Origin of the sequence: Legionella tunisiensis, from assembly GCF_000308315.1 — a bacterium.
Lineage (GTDB): Bacteria > Pseudomonadota > Gammaproteobacteria > Legionellales > Legionellaceae > Tatlockia > Tatlockia tunisiensis.
The window spans coordinates 1-16,945 of record NZ_CALJ01000215.1; the positions used below are offsets into that span (position 1 = coordinate 1).

Sequence of the window (16,945 nt, forward strand, 5' to 3'; positions counted from 1 at the left end):
TTGTAACTCGTATAACTTCGTATAATGTATGCTATACGAAGTTATTACGGACAAGTAATGGGTTAGCAAAATTACCGCCGGCGTTACAAACTTACCATCCCGCCTTCCTACTCCTGCAACTGGGAGCCAATGATGGACTAAGGGGTTTATCCTTAGCTCAAATGAAATCTAATCTCGCCAAAATAATCGAAATGAGCCAAAAAGCAAATGTCAAAGTTCTGCTCATTGCCACACAGCTACCCCCTAATTATGGACCTATTTATCTGAAAAAATTTAAGCTGGTTTATAGTGATTTAGCCAAACAGTACAATATCCCCTTGATTCCCATGTTTTTAGAAGGGGTAGCTGGCAATCCTGCTTTTATGCAAAAGGATGGATTACACCCCAATCAACAAGCCCAAAGCAAGATAATGGCGAACGTCTGGGCTACATTAGCCCCTATGCTAAACAAAAAATAAGTGCTAAATTTATAATCATAAAGGAATTATTTTATTCATTCTCTGGGTGAATAAAAAATATGGAGGATTCCCTTATGAAAGGTCTCCTATTATTGATGCTAACTTTATCACCTAGCCTTTCCATCGCAGCAAAAACAACAGCTGCGGAAGTTCCCCCTATATACTATGGTACTGGCCTCTGTAACTATCCTCAATATGATTGTATTAAAATACAACGCGGGCAAAGTTGGGAAAAATTGTTCCCTGATCCTGTACAGCGAGATGTAGTACAACGTTTAAATCGCACTTATAATCGTTTATGGGCAGGAAAAATCATCGCTGTTCCACGTGCTCTCGCTTCTACCACCATCTTTGACATATCTCCTTTTGAATTAAAAATTCCTCCGTCCGAAGACACACAAATTATTGTCGATCAAGATAAATTGGCGTGGGCGGCTTACGATAGGCAAGGACAACTAATAAAGTGGGGACCCATTTCATCAGGTCGTGATAAATGTTCAGACAGCAATAACTCTTGTCGTACACTAACAGGAATCTTCAGGGTCTTCAGTAAAGAAAATGAACACTGCAAATCTAATGCATTCCCTGCTGGCCGTGGCGGCGCACGCATGCCCTACTGTATGTTCTTCCATAAAGGTTTTGCTTTGCACGGCTCCGATGACATACCTGGCTATCGAGCCAGCCACGGTTGCATCCGCATGTTTATTGAGGATGCCAAATGGTTAAACCATTATTTTGTTGAATCCTCTGATAAGAAAATAATTTTTCCGGTACGATAGTTATCGTTCGCCCATTAGCCGCTGCTTTGGAAACCAGCACATCGTCAAAGTCCCATCGTCCAACAAACAAGCGTGCACACCGGAATTAATGGATGCCAGATCTTAGCACGACCTGGCCTTGCTTAGCCTAACAGCACCTGCTTGTATAGCGGAATCAAGCTAACAACCTTTGGAGAATAACCATTTTACATACCAATTTTAACTGAGTACTAGCAAGATCATGGAATAATGGTACAATATAGACTCGAATAACTAGGAATAGCAACATGTCAGAGAAAATACGCGGTAAAGTAAAATGGTTTAACGAGAGCAAAGGCTTTGGTTTTATCGAAAGCAATGGCAAGGACTACTTTGTTCATTTCAGTGCAATTCAAGGCAGCGGTTTTAAAACCCTTCCTGAAGGAGCTGCTGTATTATTTAAAGCTGGACAAGGACAAAAAGGCCCACAAGCTGAAGAAGTTGAGATAGCTTAAATTCCATTGTGTCCTTAGCTGATTGTATTCCTCAATTAAATAGCTAAGGACACCATTGGATTACTGCAATCCACAACCGCCCTTTGGCATTTATTGTCAGATAGTCTTTTTTTATAAAAATATTACCCCTCCTATCGCTAATTAGTCTCGCTTTTTGAAAATTAACTGTTACATTTTTAAAGTGCCGGTGTCAGGTTCCCAAGGCCTAGCATATTTAAACAGCATGCTAGTATTTTTAGGATAAATTTTCCCTTCCACCAATTCAAATTTAAATTGCATCTGTCCTCCAGCACCCATAAGTTTTGTTTGTGGAGAAATATAGTGACTGGCTATCAATTGTAAAAACGATTTGTCGTATTTTTGACCGTCCATTGATAACCTGTCGTTGGATTGGCTGGCAAAGTAATGATAAATTGGGTTTGACTCGGATCAATATTAACTGACATAGAATCTTCCCCCGCATTAACCAATCCTATAAAAAATAACAACAAACTGCCCAGTACGATTTTCATGAATCACTCGTTCAATTGATTGTTTTTTAATTATAAGCCATCAAGCCAAAACTACTCCAGAAATATCTCTCCTTGTAAATACAACCGACACACTCCTGATAATAAGACCCTTTCACCTTGAATTTCACAAATCAACTGCCCCTGTCGCTTTAATCCTTGTAACGCATGAATTGTATTTTTTAAAATAATCACACCAATAAGGAGCAATAACACAATGGGCTGAACCAGTAACAGGATCTTCTGGAACGCCGCAACCAGGATAAAAGCAGCGGGAATAAATATCTGCTCTTGCAGATGGTGCAGACAAAATGATACCTCGATGCGGCAAGAAACTTATAGCATTTAAATCAAGCTTCGCCTTTTCTACCTCGGATTCATTCTTCAAAATTAAAAGCAGATCAAGCGTACTTTTGTAAACAGCTTGTGGTGTAACATTCATTGCCGCAAACAATTCTGTTGATGGCTCAATTTGGGTATAGGGTAAAGCAGGAAAATCAAGTTGTAACTGCTCTCCTCGTCGATTAACACATAACTCGCCACTTAAACTATCGAATATGATTTGATCTTGCTCATGACCAAGCATTTCAAAAATCACATAAGCACTCGCTAAAGTAGCATGTCCACAAAGAGACACTTCTGTGTTTGGTGTAAACCAACGAATTTGATAACGTTCGCCGTTTTGAACAAAAAAATGCTGTTTCAGATAAATTATTTTCTCTAGCAATTGCCTGCATTAAAGCATCACTTAGCCATTCTTTTAAGGGACAAACCGCTGCTGGATTACCACCAAATAATTGTGTGGTAAATGCATCAATCTGGTATATGATTTGTGTATTCATAGTAATTTCCGCTAATAAAGACATGGCTATACAATAGCATGCTATTAATTAGCAAACAATATAATGGGACTCTTTATGCAAACGTCTACTTTATTAAAAAGCTAACCGTCTTTTGATTAAAAAGCCAATGAACTCTTAAACCATACAAGATTACACATGCTTATACTTATTTCCTTATGGAGCTCTACAGCCAGGATGGCTTAACACAAGCAGAAATGCACAAACGAATTGGTATAGAACAACCCACTGCAGTAAGAACCCTAGACAGAATGGAAAGAGACGGCTTTATTCTACGCAAACCATCCTCCGATGACAGACGTGTTGTTTTGATTTATCTCACCGAAAAAGCACAGCAGTGTAAAAAGGAAATCGATAGATGCGCAATTCAACTTAACGAACTGGCATTAACCGGTTTTAATGAGGAAGAAAAACAAATTTAAATCAAATGGTTAAACGATTAAATCAAAATTTAGAGAGAAAATAAACGATTATATCTATGGTATAACTCTGTATTCGTTATTAACTGTTATAAGGATATCCTATGAAAGCAATTGGTTATCAGCATGCAGCCCCCATTGAGAATATCAACAATTCACTGATTGACATCGATTTGCCGATGCCTAAAGCGTCTTGCTACGATTTGCTTATTGAAGTCAAAGCCATTGCAGTCAATCCTATCGATTGCAAAATACGCCGAAAAGTAGATCCTGAAAAAGGAGAATATAAAATATTAGGTTGGGATGCTGCCGGTATCGTTAAAGCAGTAGGAGATAAAGTGACGCTCTTTAAGCCTGGCGAAGAAGTATGGTATGCCGGTGATTTAACTCGTCCCGGTTGCAATAGCGAATTTCATTTGGTTGATGAGCGTATTGTAGGTAAAAAGCCCCAAAGTCTGTCTTTTGAGCAAGCAACCGCCTTACCTTTGACCACAATCACAGCATGGGAATTATTATTCGATCGCCTCAATATAGATCCCAAGGAAAAATCCAGCCTTTTAATTACAGGAGCTGCTGGTGGTGTTGGATCAATTTTAGTGCAACTAGCCCGACAACTTACTTCTTTAACCATTATTGGCACCGCTTCCCGGGAGCCATCAATGGACTGGATAAAGAAGAATGGTGCTCATCACGTGATTGATCACAATAAATCCATATCACAGCAGTTAACAGAATTGAATATAAATGAAGTCGATTATGTCATTAGCTTGACCCATACTGATCAACATGTAGACGAACTTGTTCGCTGCCTAAAGCCGCAAGCCAAATTTGCACTTATTGATGATCCAGAGCGACTTGATATCAAACTCTTTAAACTAAAAAGTATCTCCATTCATTGGGAAATGATGTATACCCGCTCTATGTTTAAAACACCCGACATGATTAAGCAGCATCAAATTTTGAATAAAGCAGCTCAATTAGTGGATACAGGTATTATTAAAACGACAATGAATGAGCACTTCGGTTCGATAAATGCGCAAAATTTACGACGAGCGCATCAACTTCTTGAAAGTGGGCAGGCCAGAGGAAAAATTGTTCTCGCTGGCTTTGGGGTATAAAAAATAACAGGCCAGCTCTATTCTCTTCTGAGCGGGCTCTTCTTCCTGAAGGCATTCAGTTTTATGCAGATAAATCTTTTAATAAACAATTTTTCCAACAACTAATTAAATTAATCCACGACTTGACATAGAACCCACTTAAAATACATACTGAATATAATTTGGCGAAAAATTCACTTCGCCGATCAATTTGAGATTAAGATGCTGAAAAAATATTTCACAACAATGATGATGCGCAGCCTGGACACTGTTATCCGGGTTGGCTAGATGAATTTGTGAATACGCGTTAAGCATTTAAATCCAGTTTTCAACACCAGTGTCCAGGATCGATCACCTGGTTCCCTCTCCGAACCAAATCTCAACGCCTAATTTACTTAAATGTCAGTCATGCTGAATTTAAGCTGAAGTTTCGGCTTTTTGAAACTTCAGATACTAAACTGAGGTTTTTATGAGTACCAATCAACTTGATGTACGTTTAGCACATACTGAACTCCTGTTTCTTTTTAAAACCTATATTCAGGCCAACATTCAAGCAATAGGACCCAAATATGCAAACTATCCTAATGAAACAGGTGTTAATCCCGTTTTTCAATCAATTAAAGAAGTTAATCAGAGACTTAAGTTAAATGAAAAACGTTCTTTTGCCTTACGGAGTGATTTTGTTCTGGCTACAGGCGTTAAAAATGCTTATCAAGAGCATAATTATCGCGGTTTAAGAGAGGTTCTTGATGAGTCAGTCCACCAATATGTTAATTGGGAAGACCGCTACGGACACCCATCTCTTGTTGGTGAAGATGGTAAAGTACTCTATGCAGGATTTGTTTGTCAGCGTAAAAACTATCTGGAGATTTTTTTATCCTCAGGACGTTTTTAATCGAGTTGATCGGCAGAGTGAAGGAATTGAATCACTCACAGCAGAGCAGGTAAAAATTATTGAAACTTATCTGGTTTTGCAATTCAACAAAGCCTACGGTACGCAAAAAGTGATTGTTTATGATACATTACTTGGACAACAAGATGATGAAGATTCAGCCCTCTTTTTTACCGACAAACCTTTCCCCCAAAATAAGAAATACCGCGAATATACTCAATCATCCATCTCCTCTGCAGTAGAAATTGCTGAATCTGACACAAACTGCAGGGAAGCTCAGCGCTATATACAAAAAATATTAGTCCAGTTCGACCTAAATATTCCTATTCTAATGAAAATAACATTAATCCGGCTTATCAGGATATTCGTTATGTTGAGGCACCCTTACAACTTTTTGAAAAACGGATTTGGGTATTAAGAAGTGATTTTATTTTGGCAACTGGCGTCAAAAATGCCTATCAAAAAGAATACGGTTATACTGGATTAGTTGATACCTTTTCACCAACCATCCATCGCTTTCTAGATTGGGATGACCGATACGGTCACCCTTCTCTGACCTTAGCAACTGATACTTATGATGGCGGGGTATTTTATGCAGGTTATGTCTGCCAAAGACAAGGTTATTTGCAAGTTTATTTAGCCTCAGGACGTTATGATCGCAATGATTTAAGCAAAGAGCAAACAGCCATTCTGGAAGCTTATATTGCAGTTCAATTTCAAGTTGCTTATGGCAAGCAGGAAATTGTCTTTGATTATGCAAATCCTGACGATAGTTTTTACCATACAACTTTCTTCAGCCATGGCATTTTTCCTAAAACTAATCCTCAACGCCGCTATACGCAAACCCTGACTAGAGATATTTTGAGTAGCATTAACTCTGATACAAATGAGTTACAAGGTACCTTGGTTGTTGAAGGAGACGAAACCACTACAAAGCAACAACCACTAAGTAACATGTAGAGCAAAGAACATAGAGCCTTTTACCTCCCCTGCCGTATGGGTTACAGACAAGCAATAATTTTTTATTCTACTCTGCGGCAGCAATCTCATCACCATTTTGCTGAGCAAATAGGGCAACTCCTTTCTCAATGTCTGCCAAAATTTTGGGGATATGCTAACTGTCTCAATAAAGGAAAAAAACCGTTGCATCTTGTTGAGTTGCAGCCCTGATAGGTGACACTTTTCCTTCCCAGCGTTAAAAATATTTAACAAAAAAGTTTTTGTCAGTTTAGGATTCATTTTATTTTCCCGTACAAACTCAACTTCATAACCACATTTTTGTAGAAATCAGGTGCTTGAAAAGCATTGGTCACTAAATTGATATTGTTATAACCTTTTCCTCTGAAATGATTTTCCAATGCGGTTAACAATACCCTTCCATATCCTTGGCCGCGGATAGATTTATCTACCCAGAGGTCATCGATATAGATCTCGGCATAAACTGTAAATGCATTGAGAACACCAAATGCAAGCTCTTGCTCATCTAACAATAGAAAATAGAAACGATTGTAGTTGATTTCAATCCCATGCTCTGTCTCATACTCAAGAAATCCTTGCTCCATTCTCTTTTCTATATTTTCACTTAAAGTTTCAGTTAATTTTATTTGCAAGTTTTTCATGGTCAAATCTGCTGCAGAAATTACTTCATTAGAAAAGAAAATATTATCATCATTCACTGTCAGGAATGAGAATTTTATAATCAATCAACAAAATAAACTTGCTCGACCTGTTTTGATTGGGGATTATCGACGAATTGCAGATTAAAAGGATTTATTATGCTCAAGCAGGCGACAGTTCGTACTCCAGCAGACTACCCTCGTTAACGCCTAACCTCAGCCATTGAATTAGGTCAACCTGATTACCCTAATGCCTTAAAACAACATCAAAATTACACTGCAGTGCTTGCACATCGCCTCTCGTTTTCATTAGAGTTATACTATTCACTAAGCTATTACAATAGGCACAATTTTTAAGAACTTTCTAAAAAATTTAAGCGAATGATAAAATAAATAGAACCAGGTACTCCTAAAATAAATACTTTCGAATAGATCTCAGCAATCTTGAGTAACAACGTTTGAGGAAAAATGATGAGTCAAAAAGTTTTTGTAAACCGTATTTTAAATATGAAAAAAATCAAGCTTATTGGTTTAGATATGGACCATACTCTAGTTCGTTACAATACAAAAAATTTTGAAGAATTGGTTTTCAAACTTGTTATCGACAAACTGATCGAGAAAAAGCATTATCCGGAAATAATTAGGAACGTTACATTTAATTTTAATGATGCCATTCGCGGCCTCGTGATTGACAGTAAAAATGGCAATATATTAAAACTCAGCCGTTATGCAGCTATTCGTCATAGCCATCATGGAACCAGGCCAATCAGCTTTGCTGAGCAGAAAAAATTTATCGCAGTATTTACGTTGATTTAAATGATCCTAATTACATGGCAATTGACACCTCTTTTTCAATTGCTTTTTGTGTTTTATATGGCCAATTAATTGATCTTAAAGATAAACATCCGCAAGAATTTCCAAGTTATTCTACGATTGCTATCGATGTATTGAATTGTGTAGATACTGTTCATTCTGATGGCAGCTTGAAGACTTATATTAGTCAAAATCTTGATAAATATGTTCTCAAGGAAAAAGAGGTTGTGGAAGGACTTAAACGTCTTATTCGCCATGGGAAAAAATATTTATTCTGACTAATTCAGAATATCATTACACCAATCTCTTGCTAGAACATACGCTGGGCCCCTTCCTAAACAAAGGTGAAACCTGGCACGATCTGTTCGAATACATTATAACCTTAGCGAATAAACCACGTTTTTTTACGATAATCTGCGATTTTTATTGATCAATCCCTGTGATGGCAAAATGACTAATCTCAATGGAAAGATTGTCCCTGGTATCTATCAAGGGGGCTGTGCCACAAAGCTTACTGACGATCTGGAAATAAATGGTGATGAAATTCTCTATATAGGTGATCACATTTATGGAGATATACTGCGATTGAAAAAGGATTGTAATTGGCGTACAGCGCTTGTAGTTGAAGAGCTTGGTGAAGAAATAGATTCACACACCAAAGCTTTGCCAATAGAAAATAAGATCGTTGCTACTATGAATATAAAAAAGACCTTAGAGCAACGATACATCGACCTCCACACCCTAAGTATTGAGAGTGAATCAAAGCAATATGATGATGAGGTGGCTGAATTGCAAAAGAAAATTACAGCCCTTGATACTGATATCTCCAAACTGCTACAGGAGGAGCAAGCTTTCTATAATCCTAAATGGGGACGTGTCTTTCGTGCAGGAGCCGAAGAAAGTTATTTTGCCTACCAGGTAGATCGGTTTGCTTGTATCTACATGGAAAAACTTGCTGATTTACTCGCACAATCACCCATTACCTATTTCCGGGCAAATCGGCGGCCACTCGCCCATGATTTAGAGAACCAATGAGTTAGATAGGGTTAAGTAAGAAATATCATTAAATAATATTAGGCAACTAATTAGTTGCTTCTATAATTTTTTGCTAATTTTCTACTGGAGTTTCATTCGCTATGTCTTGTTGGCCGTCCGACAAAATCAGTTGATTGACCGCGTCCTGCAATGCTTTTAAATGCACTGGTTTACGCAATATTTGATTCATTCCCGATTGCAAACAGCTATCCTCTACTTCATTGACCTCTTGAGCGGTCAAACCCACAATAGGTAACGGCTTTTTATGCATTTCTTTTTCCCACTCACGAATGCAAGGAGTTAGAGCCTTACCTGTAGTGGCCTGTAAATTAACATCAGTAATGATTAGATCAAAATCATTTGTCTTTATTAATTCTAAAGCATGCTCGCCATCAACCGCTGAATAATATTGATATCCCGCCTTTTCAACAACAGTTTCAATAAGACGTAACGCGTTCATATTGTCTTCAACCAGGAGAATAAGGGGAACTCTCGCTTTTTTTGATTTGCAGCGATTACGCCTGGTACTTTAGATACGGTAGGAATGGAGGTTGTAATTTCATCCTCATCCCTTGCTATTTTCATCGTGAGAGTAAAATAAAAGGTCGAACCTTTGCCTAGTTCACTATTTAGACTTATTTCCCCACCTAATAAACCAACATATTTTTGTGCGATATGTAAGCCAACACCACAACCGCTATGCTTTCCTCTATAGGACGGATCGGCGCGAAAAAACGATCAAAAATTCTAACTTGTAATTCATCGGGAATACCAATACCAGTATCTATTATACTAAATCGAAGTTGGACATAATCACTTTCATTCGCAAGCACTCTTATTTTAATAGTGATACTACCTTTATCAGTGAATTTTATAGCATTTCCTAAAAGATTTAAGAAAACTCTATGCAGTTTCGTACCATCAGTAATGACGTGTTGTGGAACAGCTTCATCAATTTCAATATGCAATTGTATCTTTTTCATTTGCACCGTTGGTTGCACAAGCTGAGAAATATCCTGAATGTTTTTACGCAAATCAAACGATTCCTCCTGGACATCACTTTCTCTAATATTATCCGCTGAAACGATATCCAATACTCCCTTTAACAATTCAAGCAATTGCTCACCACTTTCGTTAATCCAACGTGCATACTGTTTTTGTTCGGAATCTTGAACTTGCTTCTCTAAAAGTTTCGACATCCCTACAATACCACTTAAAGGAGTATGGATATCGTGGCTCATATTGGCGATAAACTCTGTTTTAGCCTGGTTTGCAACTTCAGCATTTTCTTTTGCGCGACGCAAAGCAACTTCCATTTTTTTGCGTTCAGTAATATCCAGAGAAATACCTAATACACCCACAATTTCATTATTCTTATTACGTAAAGGAACTTTTTGTGAAATATAAATAGCCATGCCATTCGCCATGACAGCGTACTCTTCTGCTGTATGTGGTATTCCCGTTTCCATGACTAAGTTGTTGAGTTTATTTAACTCTTCAGCTTGATCTTTCCATGGCATATCAAAATTAGTTTTGCCAACAATATCTTTTCTTGACGACAACCGAGCATTCTTAGCTTGTAAATCATTACATCCCAAAAAATATTATTTCTATCTAGCCAATACACATGCCCGGGCATTAGTGCAATGATACTCTCATAATAATCATGAACACTTTGTAATTCATTTTTAAAATTTTGTTTTTCTTCTTCAATACAGGCCGTCAAACGATGAATTTCGTCATTTTTTCATCAATAATTTTTTGCAACGCTTTTATTTTTCGAAATCCATCCTCCACCTTTGATAATCATAATATTCAGAAGACCACATCATCATAACTTAACGATTATTTTCACAAAATTCCACGAATAAAGGGATACTTTGCATCTTTATTACCAATATCAATCTCTCCACTATAAAATCTCTACTCTTCTCTCTAGATAGTAGCAGAGATTATAACTTAATTACCAAGCACAAAGTGAGTTTTTTTATCATAATGAATCATATTATGCTACAATTAGATACCAAGCATGAGGGTGGAGCTTAAAGTACTTAATGTTATCCTAATAATCGCCAAGTATAATCAGCTAAATTTTAATCAAAGAAATCACCTTGATAGGTGGATGTATAAAACTCTGAAAGGAGCGTAAATGACAAAAAACTCGTTAAGGGTCCCAAAGACGGTAAACTTACCCAAACCAGTTTTGTCGGAAGCTCAAAAAGTCTCTTCTCATCATTAAAAACGACTAAAGATTTAGTTCTTCTCAGCATCGTAGGGAACGAGTTCTGTGCTGGTGAATACCTGCAAGGCATCGTTAAACAAGCTGTTGCAAACCATGAAGGCAATCTCGGCCCGGGAGAGCAAAGAGGTAAAACAACCTTTCTAATTGCAGATGAAGTTTATTGGCACAATTTAAAGAAACTAGACCCCGTAGATAATGATGTTACTTTTCTTAAAACCAAAGCGCTCCAACTCGGAGATAACTATTTTACCGATAATATAGCTGCTTTTTTAGAACCATTGGGCTTAACCCCTGAAAAATTTAATCAAGCGTGTGGGGATCTCACAGTTGACCAAAAAATTGATGTTATTAATCAATTAGCTGCGGATCAAGACAAAAATTTTGAACTAGTTCGCTGGCGTACTTGGGTTAACCAAGACAGCTCAAAGCAAATAGCCCAAATGATTCCTCTTTATGACTCCGTAGAAGGCCTCAAGGATAGTATTACTTCAACCGCAAATGACTTTGCTAGACGCCATCGCGACAGCGACGATGATACAAGCGAAAAACTGTGGAAACATCGCGCTAAAGCCTACCTCACCGAGGAATGCCCTTCTGTAATGTGGTTAGCTGCTTCTTTAGGGTATAACTTTGTTATTTATCCAGGTGAAATAATACCTTCTTTTAGAACAACAAGAGATTTCTTCGTTGTAGAAGAACATAAAGCAAGGATAGAAAATGGATTGAATATTAAAGAAGACTGCGCGCACTCTGAGTTTTGTATTCACGTTAAAGATCCCAGACGTTTAGTTAATTGGCTAGAAGTTCACTTCCGAAAAATCCGGCCTACTCCACTTAAAGCACCTGAAATGGGCGGATTCGAGAGAGGCTCAGAGCCAGAGCACACCACTACTTCACCTATGTCTACCCAAGCTCCTAGTGCAAGAATAGGTATTTTAGGAGGAGGCCCCCTTACCTTTTTCTCTCCATCCCCAGATAATGCTCCTACTTCAAACGACAACACCAAAGAATCTACGTTGAAATCGGAAGACGAATTTCTTTTGGAGAGAACTGGAAACGACCAAAACCCTACTGATGATGAAAGGATATCGAACGAACAAAAATGTTGATAAACTCTTTGGTTAATGGAGTCAATCAAGCGTTAGGACAAGAAGAACGCCAGGAGTCTCAAAAAGAGTCAACATCGAAAAACACTCAGGAACGCGATGCCTTTTCTGAGCTAACTGACATATTTCGTGGCATTACATTAGGCATTATGGACTCTAGAACAACCGATGAACAAACAAAATTAGCCATCCTGACAAAACTTGTTGAAACCATTGCTAGTAAGCATATACCGCAAGTTCAGCTCTCTCTTAACAAGCCCAGACAATCTTGCGAAGCCGCACCCACTATTGAGCCAGGTAAAATAATGCGAACATTCTAAGTGCCGTTCCAGAAGATATTATGGGCATCAAGGTTGCTATCTTATTGAATCATATCCACCTTTGATGCCTGTTTTCGAAAAAACGATTTGCCACAGCTGCATGACGCGCGAATTAAAACCACCGGCACAACATAATAAATAGTAATTCCACATACGAAAAAACGTTTCGTCATAGTTAGCCTTTATTAGTTGCCAATGTTGATTAAAGTTATTATGCCAAGCCATTAATGTCTTATAATAATCAACGCCAAAATTATGCCAATCCTCCATAACAAATAATTTCTCTGTCGCCTTACCAATTTGCGTAATCGAAGGTACCATACCATTAGGAAAAATGTACTTTGCAATCCAAGGCATTACTCGAGTCGTACTTTCATTGCCTCCTATGGTATGCAACAAGAATAACCCCTCATCGACTAAACAACGATGCACTATTTGCATATAATGACGGTAATTCATATATCCGACATGTTCAAACATACCAAGCGAGACGATACGATCAAATTTTTCATTCACATCCCGATAGTCTTGGAAACGTATATCTATTGGCAGATTTTTGCAGCGCTCTTTGGCCAACTCGTATTGTTGCTTTGAAATGGTTATGCCAACCACCTCCACGTCATATTTTCCGCTGCATATTTAGCCAAGGCTCCCCAACCACATCCAATATCGAGTAAACGCATACCTGGCTTAAGTAATAGCTTTCTGCAGGATAAATCTAGCTTGGCCAATTGTGCTTGTTCTAAAGTTTGCGCATTCTTCCAATAACCACAGGTATAATTCATATTGCTATCCAGCATAACTTTAAATAAATCGTTACCGAGATCATAATGTTTTCTTCCAACCTGCAAGGAGCGCCTTTTGGTTTGAAAGTTGAAAATCCTCGATAACAGTAATTTAAATGCAAGCCGGAAGTTTATTTTTATTTTATTTTCAATGTTCGCCTCAACAATGCGAGTAATTAACATATCAATACGGGGGCAATCCCACCATCCCTCCATATAAGCCTCGCCTAGACCCAAATCGGCATCATGCAATACACGAGCATAAAATTGCTCATTATGAATTTGCGGATCCCAAAGCGCGTGGCCATTAATAGTAATGCCAGCTAACTGCAGAAGCTCGGTAATCATTGTCCTGGCTACATTTTTTCATGAAAGCAATCCATTTAGTCCATATACTAGATTCGTAATCAAGAATTAAGCCAATTTGAGTCAAATTGAATTATTTAAAGGGTGTTTTTCGTATATATTACAAAAAAAAGAAATTAAAAAACAATGATTTTTATTGAGGAGCATAAAAGTGAAGAGTAGTATCCTTGTCACAGTTCGTCATAAAAAAGTGGACTCCTCTTGAGATGCTTCAGGCTTCTTAATACAGGTTAAGCTTGCACACCACATCTACAATCTGGCTTCCCTAATTCGTCTTGTTAGCCGGACAAGAAATACTACATCTTGCTTATAAAGATAACTCAATTTACCTCCAATGGCAAATTACCAATTGTTAAGTTATTGAAAATCCCTAAGCCAAATAAGACTAAAGGCGGCTTTTTAAGCCTCCTCCAATAATCAACGCAAAGCAATTCGCTCTACTCTTGGCACACATTCTATTATTGCTGCTCTGTTACAGAAATATTGCTACTAACACCATGTGCGTCTATCGTTGGTATATACATTGACTCAGCAAAGACAGGAGGTACCGCGTATTTCCCCATATTGGTAGCCTTAATGCGATAAACAAGTTCTTTAGCGCTCTGATCGACGTGCATAAAGAAAACAACCCGATCTTCACGGACATCAACATAATCCACGTTTTCAGAACTGACAGAATCTCTTATGACTTCAAAACCACCCGGCAACAGGTCAACTACAGCTACATTATTGAGATAACGGTCATCCAAGGCTCTCACTTGAATATGTACTTCTATATCAGAACCCAATGGTGTGCTATTGATAACCTTGCCAGTTAAATCACGATACTCTCGATAAACCTCCAAACCTTGCTTGTGAGCTTCTGTTGATGGATTTTTATCAAAACCAGCTTGGATTAGTTGATAAAAAAGGTTTGCCTACCTGGATTGTTGAAAGTAATTTTCTTTACCTGTTCATCCACATTGACTTTTTGATAAGTACTATCAAGACCAGTTAAGGTTTGCTGTTGATTGTTATTTAGAGTCTCGTTAATAGAAAAAGTTACATTATTATGAGTTTGGTTAGCTTGACCATAAGCACTCAATGCCAAACTTGTATAGCCTGACAAGATAGTATTGATTTCATCACTATTGATTGCTGTTACTAAGGCATCTATTAACTTATTACCCACACTCACTAAGCGCTCAGGAAAATGACGAGCCACCAAATACAAATATTGTGCATTAGCAATATTTTGGTCATAAAAATCGGTCGCATCCACTACATTTGCTTGCGCTTTATAGCCAGTAATCAATCGCTCAGCCTCAGAGGTACTTTTCAGTAATTGATAAGTTGCTGCCATATAAGCACTGATAATATCCTGCCGCCATACTTCTTTATGATTTTGCTCCAAATAAAATTGGAGGTTAGTTAAATAATTAGTGGTAACAATTTCATTACGCGTCAAAATATAAATAGCATATGCCTGAATACGTGCCACATCCAAATTGGTAGAGTTTTGCGCAGAAAAATCTTTTAGATAGGCAACCCCAGCGCTAAACATTTCATTAGGAACACTATACCCCTGTGCTCTGGCTTCTGTGAGAAAATGCATTGCATAGACGGTTGAGAAACTATTGCTATTATTCTCACCTAAGCCTGGCCAATAACTAAAAGCCCCACTCGACATTTGCCGCTGTCCTAGCATTTGAATAGTTGTCAACATTTTCTCGGTGATTACGCGGGCATCATTGGCAAACCAGGGTTGACCAGCCATCGCCAACAAAGGCATCGCTTTACTGGTTAATTGCTCCGTACATCCATAGGGAAAATCCTCTAAATAACGTTGTAAACCAAATACCAGAATTAAAGGACTACTGGAAATAGCCGCTTCCACTTTACGATATTCAGGATAAAGAGAACGCTCAAGAACAAAAGATTTACTCGCATTCTGAGAACTACCGCTGATTAAAGAAGTGGTAAAATGACTTGCAGGCCGTACACTTAGCGTAGCATCCATACTACTAAATTTATCTCCGATATTAGCAACCAGTGTCATTTTTGCAGAACCCAAAGAGGATTTTGCCCGCAATTTAAAACGAACGGTTTTCTCCTGGCCTTCACTAATTTCTAAAGATTCAGTAGCAGAACCTAATACTTCAAGTTCCGGTGTAGTGGTTAGTTGAACAGTAACATCAGCATTCGCACCAGAATTCTTCACGTTATTAGCAACACTAGCTGTCATTTCGAACTCATCGCCGGGTGTCACAAAAGTAGGTGCGTTTGGATTGATGACAAAATTACCACGAACCTCAGATTTCTTTTCTGCTGCACCTACTGAATCATTTGCAACAGCAACAGCCATTACTCTTAAAGTACCATTGAAATAATCAGGCATTTGATAAACCAGCTGCCGCGGCGTTGAATCGGTATCAACAATCCCTGACCAATAAGCAACGGGAAGATCTGTTTTACGTTTGAAAGGATTGAGGTTAGAAGTCAAAAGTTCTTCACCGCCGTCCCCTCCAACTGCAGAAAGTTCTCTCTCCATAATAAATTTCGGTAAAATCTGGTCAACTGTTTGTTGAGTAACGACCTCCAGAGCACGCTTTTGGAAAAAGAAAGCGAGTGGATCAGGTGTTTGGTATCTGCCTACTTGTAAAATGCCTTCATCAACAGCAAAAACGATAATTTTTCCAGGTTTATCACTTTTATATTCTATTGAGAAGGGCTCACCTGGACGTGCCAATGCGGGTGTATTTAAATCAATATGAACAGCATGTTTCTCATGATCAACCTTGAATGGAATGACACTGTAACTTAGAGGACTGATGAAAATATCCGGTGAATTCCAATCACGCACAAAAGCGACATTCACATAACCATTACCCTGAAAATTGCTGGGAATGCGAATTTTCTGTACTGAGCTGGTCGTGTCTGCTTTAAACCATTGGACTGCATAAACCTTATCTCTCTCGATAGTGATTAGGCCAGCACCCGTATAGGGGGCTGTAATTTGCAACTCTATATCTTCATCGGCTTTATATTCTTCTTTATTTAATTTAACGCTAAGCTCAGCATTTTTAGCCAAAGGTAATTGACTGGCACCCACAATACTAAATTTTAAACGACTCAATTCTGTATTGTTTTATCCAATATATTGATGGCAAAATCGCCGATCTGCTCAGTAGGTAAA

The 16,945-nt window shown here is 38.2% G+C and carries 11 protein-coding genes and 7 pseudogenes; 11 read left to right on the forward strand and 7 right to left on the reverse strand.

Annotated features, from left to right (window positions below; all coding sequences use genetic code 11):
• The 3 genes and pseudogenes from BN58_RS25065 to BN58_RS12740 form a co-directional block, all read left to right on the forward strand.
• Nucleotides 1-458, forward strand: a 458-nt coding sequence (locus tag BN58_RS25065) for an arylesterase (RefSeq protein ID WP_019217162.1), incomplete at its 5' end; no start/stop codon positions are given.
• A 74-nt stretch (nt 459-532) separates the two neighbouring features.
• Nucleotides 533-1,326, forward strand: a pseudogene (locus tag BN58_RS25070) (L,D-transpeptidase).
• A 177-nt stretch (nt 1,327-1,503) separates the two neighbouring features.
• The gene (locus BN58_RS12740; protein WP_019217163.1) at nt 1,504-1,710 is read left to right on the forward strand and encodes a cold-shock protein; all 207 of its coding nucleotides are present in this window, start codon (nt 1,504-1,506) and stop codon (nt 1,708-1,710) included.
• Between the two features lie 168 nt (nt 1,711-1,878).
• On the opposite strand, the pseudogene BN58_RS37840 reads toward BN58_RS12740, so the two are convergent.
• Nucleotides 1,879-2,222, reverse strand: a pseudogene (locus BN58_RS37840) (protease inhibitor I42 family protein).
• A 124-nt stretch (nt 2,223-2,346) separates the two neighbouring features.
• Nucleotides 2,347-3,085 (reverse strand): annotated as a pseudogene (locus BN58_RS25080) (PhzF family phenazine biosynthesis protein).
• Between the two features lie 152 nt (nt 3,086-3,237).
• Here BN58_RS25080 and BN58_RS25085 point away from each other — a divergent pair.
• From BN58_RS25085 to BN58_RS31805, 5 genes are all read left to right on the forward strand, one after another.
• Nucleotides 3,238-3,501 (forward strand): MarR family winged helix-turn-helix transcriptional regulator, encoded by a 264-nt coding sequence (locus BN58_RS25085; RefSeq protein ID WP_019217164.1) that lies wholly within the window; start codon nt 3,238-3,240, stop codon nt 3,499-3,501.
• Between the two features lie 101 nt (nt 3,502-3,602).
• Complete coding sequence (locus BN58_RS12760; protein WP_019217165.1) at nt 3,603-4,616, forward strand: zinc-binding alcohol dehydrogenase family protein; 1,014 nt, start codon at nt 3,603-3,605, stop codon at nt 4,614-4,616.
• Nucleotides 4,617-5,064: 448 nt separating this feature from the next.
• Complete coding sequence (locus BN58_RS31795) at nt 5,065-5,490, forward strand: hypothetical protein (protein ID WP_019217166.1); 426 nt, start codon at nt 5,065-5,067, stop codon at nt 5,488-5,490.
• Complete coding sequence (locus BN58_RS31800) at nt 5,435-5,905, forward strand: hypothetical protein (protein WP_019217167.1); 471 nt, start codon at nt 5,435-5,437, stop codon at nt 5,903-5,905. The genes BN58_RS31795 and BN58_RS31800 overlap by 56 nt, the downstream gene beginning before the upstream one ends.
• A gap of 14 nt (nt 5,906-5,919) precedes the next feature.
• Nucleotides 5,920-6,447: a hypothetical protein gene (locus BN58_RS31805; protein ID WP_019217168.1), complete on the forward strand. Its 528-nt coding sequence runs from the start codon at nt 5,920-5,922 to the stop codon at nt 6,445-6,447.
• Between the two features lie 275 nt (nt 6,448-6,722).
• Here the strand turns inward: BN58_RS31805 and BN58_RS12785 are convergent, their stop codons facing one another.
• Complete coding sequence (locus tag BN58_RS12785) at nt 6,723-7,163, reverse strand: GNAT family N-acetyltransferase (protein WP_156812514.1); 441 nt, start codon at nt 7,161-7,163, stop codon at nt 6,723-6,725.
• A gap of 408 nt (nt 7,164-7,571) precedes the next feature.
• Between BN58_RS12785 and BN58_RS25095 the strand changes: the two are divergent.
• A pseudogene (locus BN58_RS25095) lies at nt 7,572-8,951 on the forward strand (HAD-IG family 5'-nucleotidase).
• Between the two features lie 73 nt (nt 8,952-9,024).
• On the opposite strand, the gene BN58_RS34295 reads toward BN58_RS25095, so the two are convergent.
• Nucleotides 9,025-9,432 (reverse strand): response regulator, encoded by a 408-nt coding sequence (locus BN58_RS34295; protein ID WP_408605489.1) that lies wholly within the window; start codon nt 9,430-9,432, stop codon nt 9,025-9,027.
• A pseudogene (locus BN58_RS34305) lies at nt 9,408-10,471 on the reverse strand (ATP-binding protein). Before BN58_RS34305 ends, BN58_RS34295 begins: the two are co-directional and overlap by 25 nt.
• Before the next feature lie 1,000 nt (nt 10,472-11,471).
• On the opposite strand from BN58_RS34305, the gene BN58_RS28615 reads away from it, so the two are divergent.
• Together BN58_RS28615 and BN58_RS12810 are read left to right on the forward strand one after the other, a co-directional pair.
• Entirely contained in the window at nt 11,472-12,302 is an 831-nt protein-coding gene (locus BN58_RS28615; RefSeq protein ID WP_019217172.1) for a hypothetical protein, read from the forward strand.
• Nucleotides 12,296-12,619: a hypothetical protein gene (locus BN58_RS12810; RefSeq protein ID WP_019217173.1), complete on the forward strand. Its 324-nt coding sequence runs from the start codon at nt 12,296-12,298 to the stop codon at nt 12,617-12,619. The genes BN58_RS28615 and BN58_RS12810 overlap by 7 nt, the downstream gene beginning before the upstream one ends.
• A 36-nt stretch (nt 12,620-12,655) precedes the next feature.
• Here BN58_RS12810 and cfa read toward each other — a convergent pair.
• Both cfa and BN58_RS25120 read right to left on the reverse strand, forming a co-directional pair.
• Nucleotides 12,656-13,752: pseudogene (cfa, locus tag BN58_RS25115) on the reverse strand (cyclopropane fatty acyl phospholipid synthase).
• Nucleotides 13,753-14,228: 476 nt separating this feature from the next.
• Nucleotides 14,229-16,945: pseudogene (locus BN58_RS25120) on the reverse strand (alpha-2-macroglobulin family protein); the annotation flags it as partial.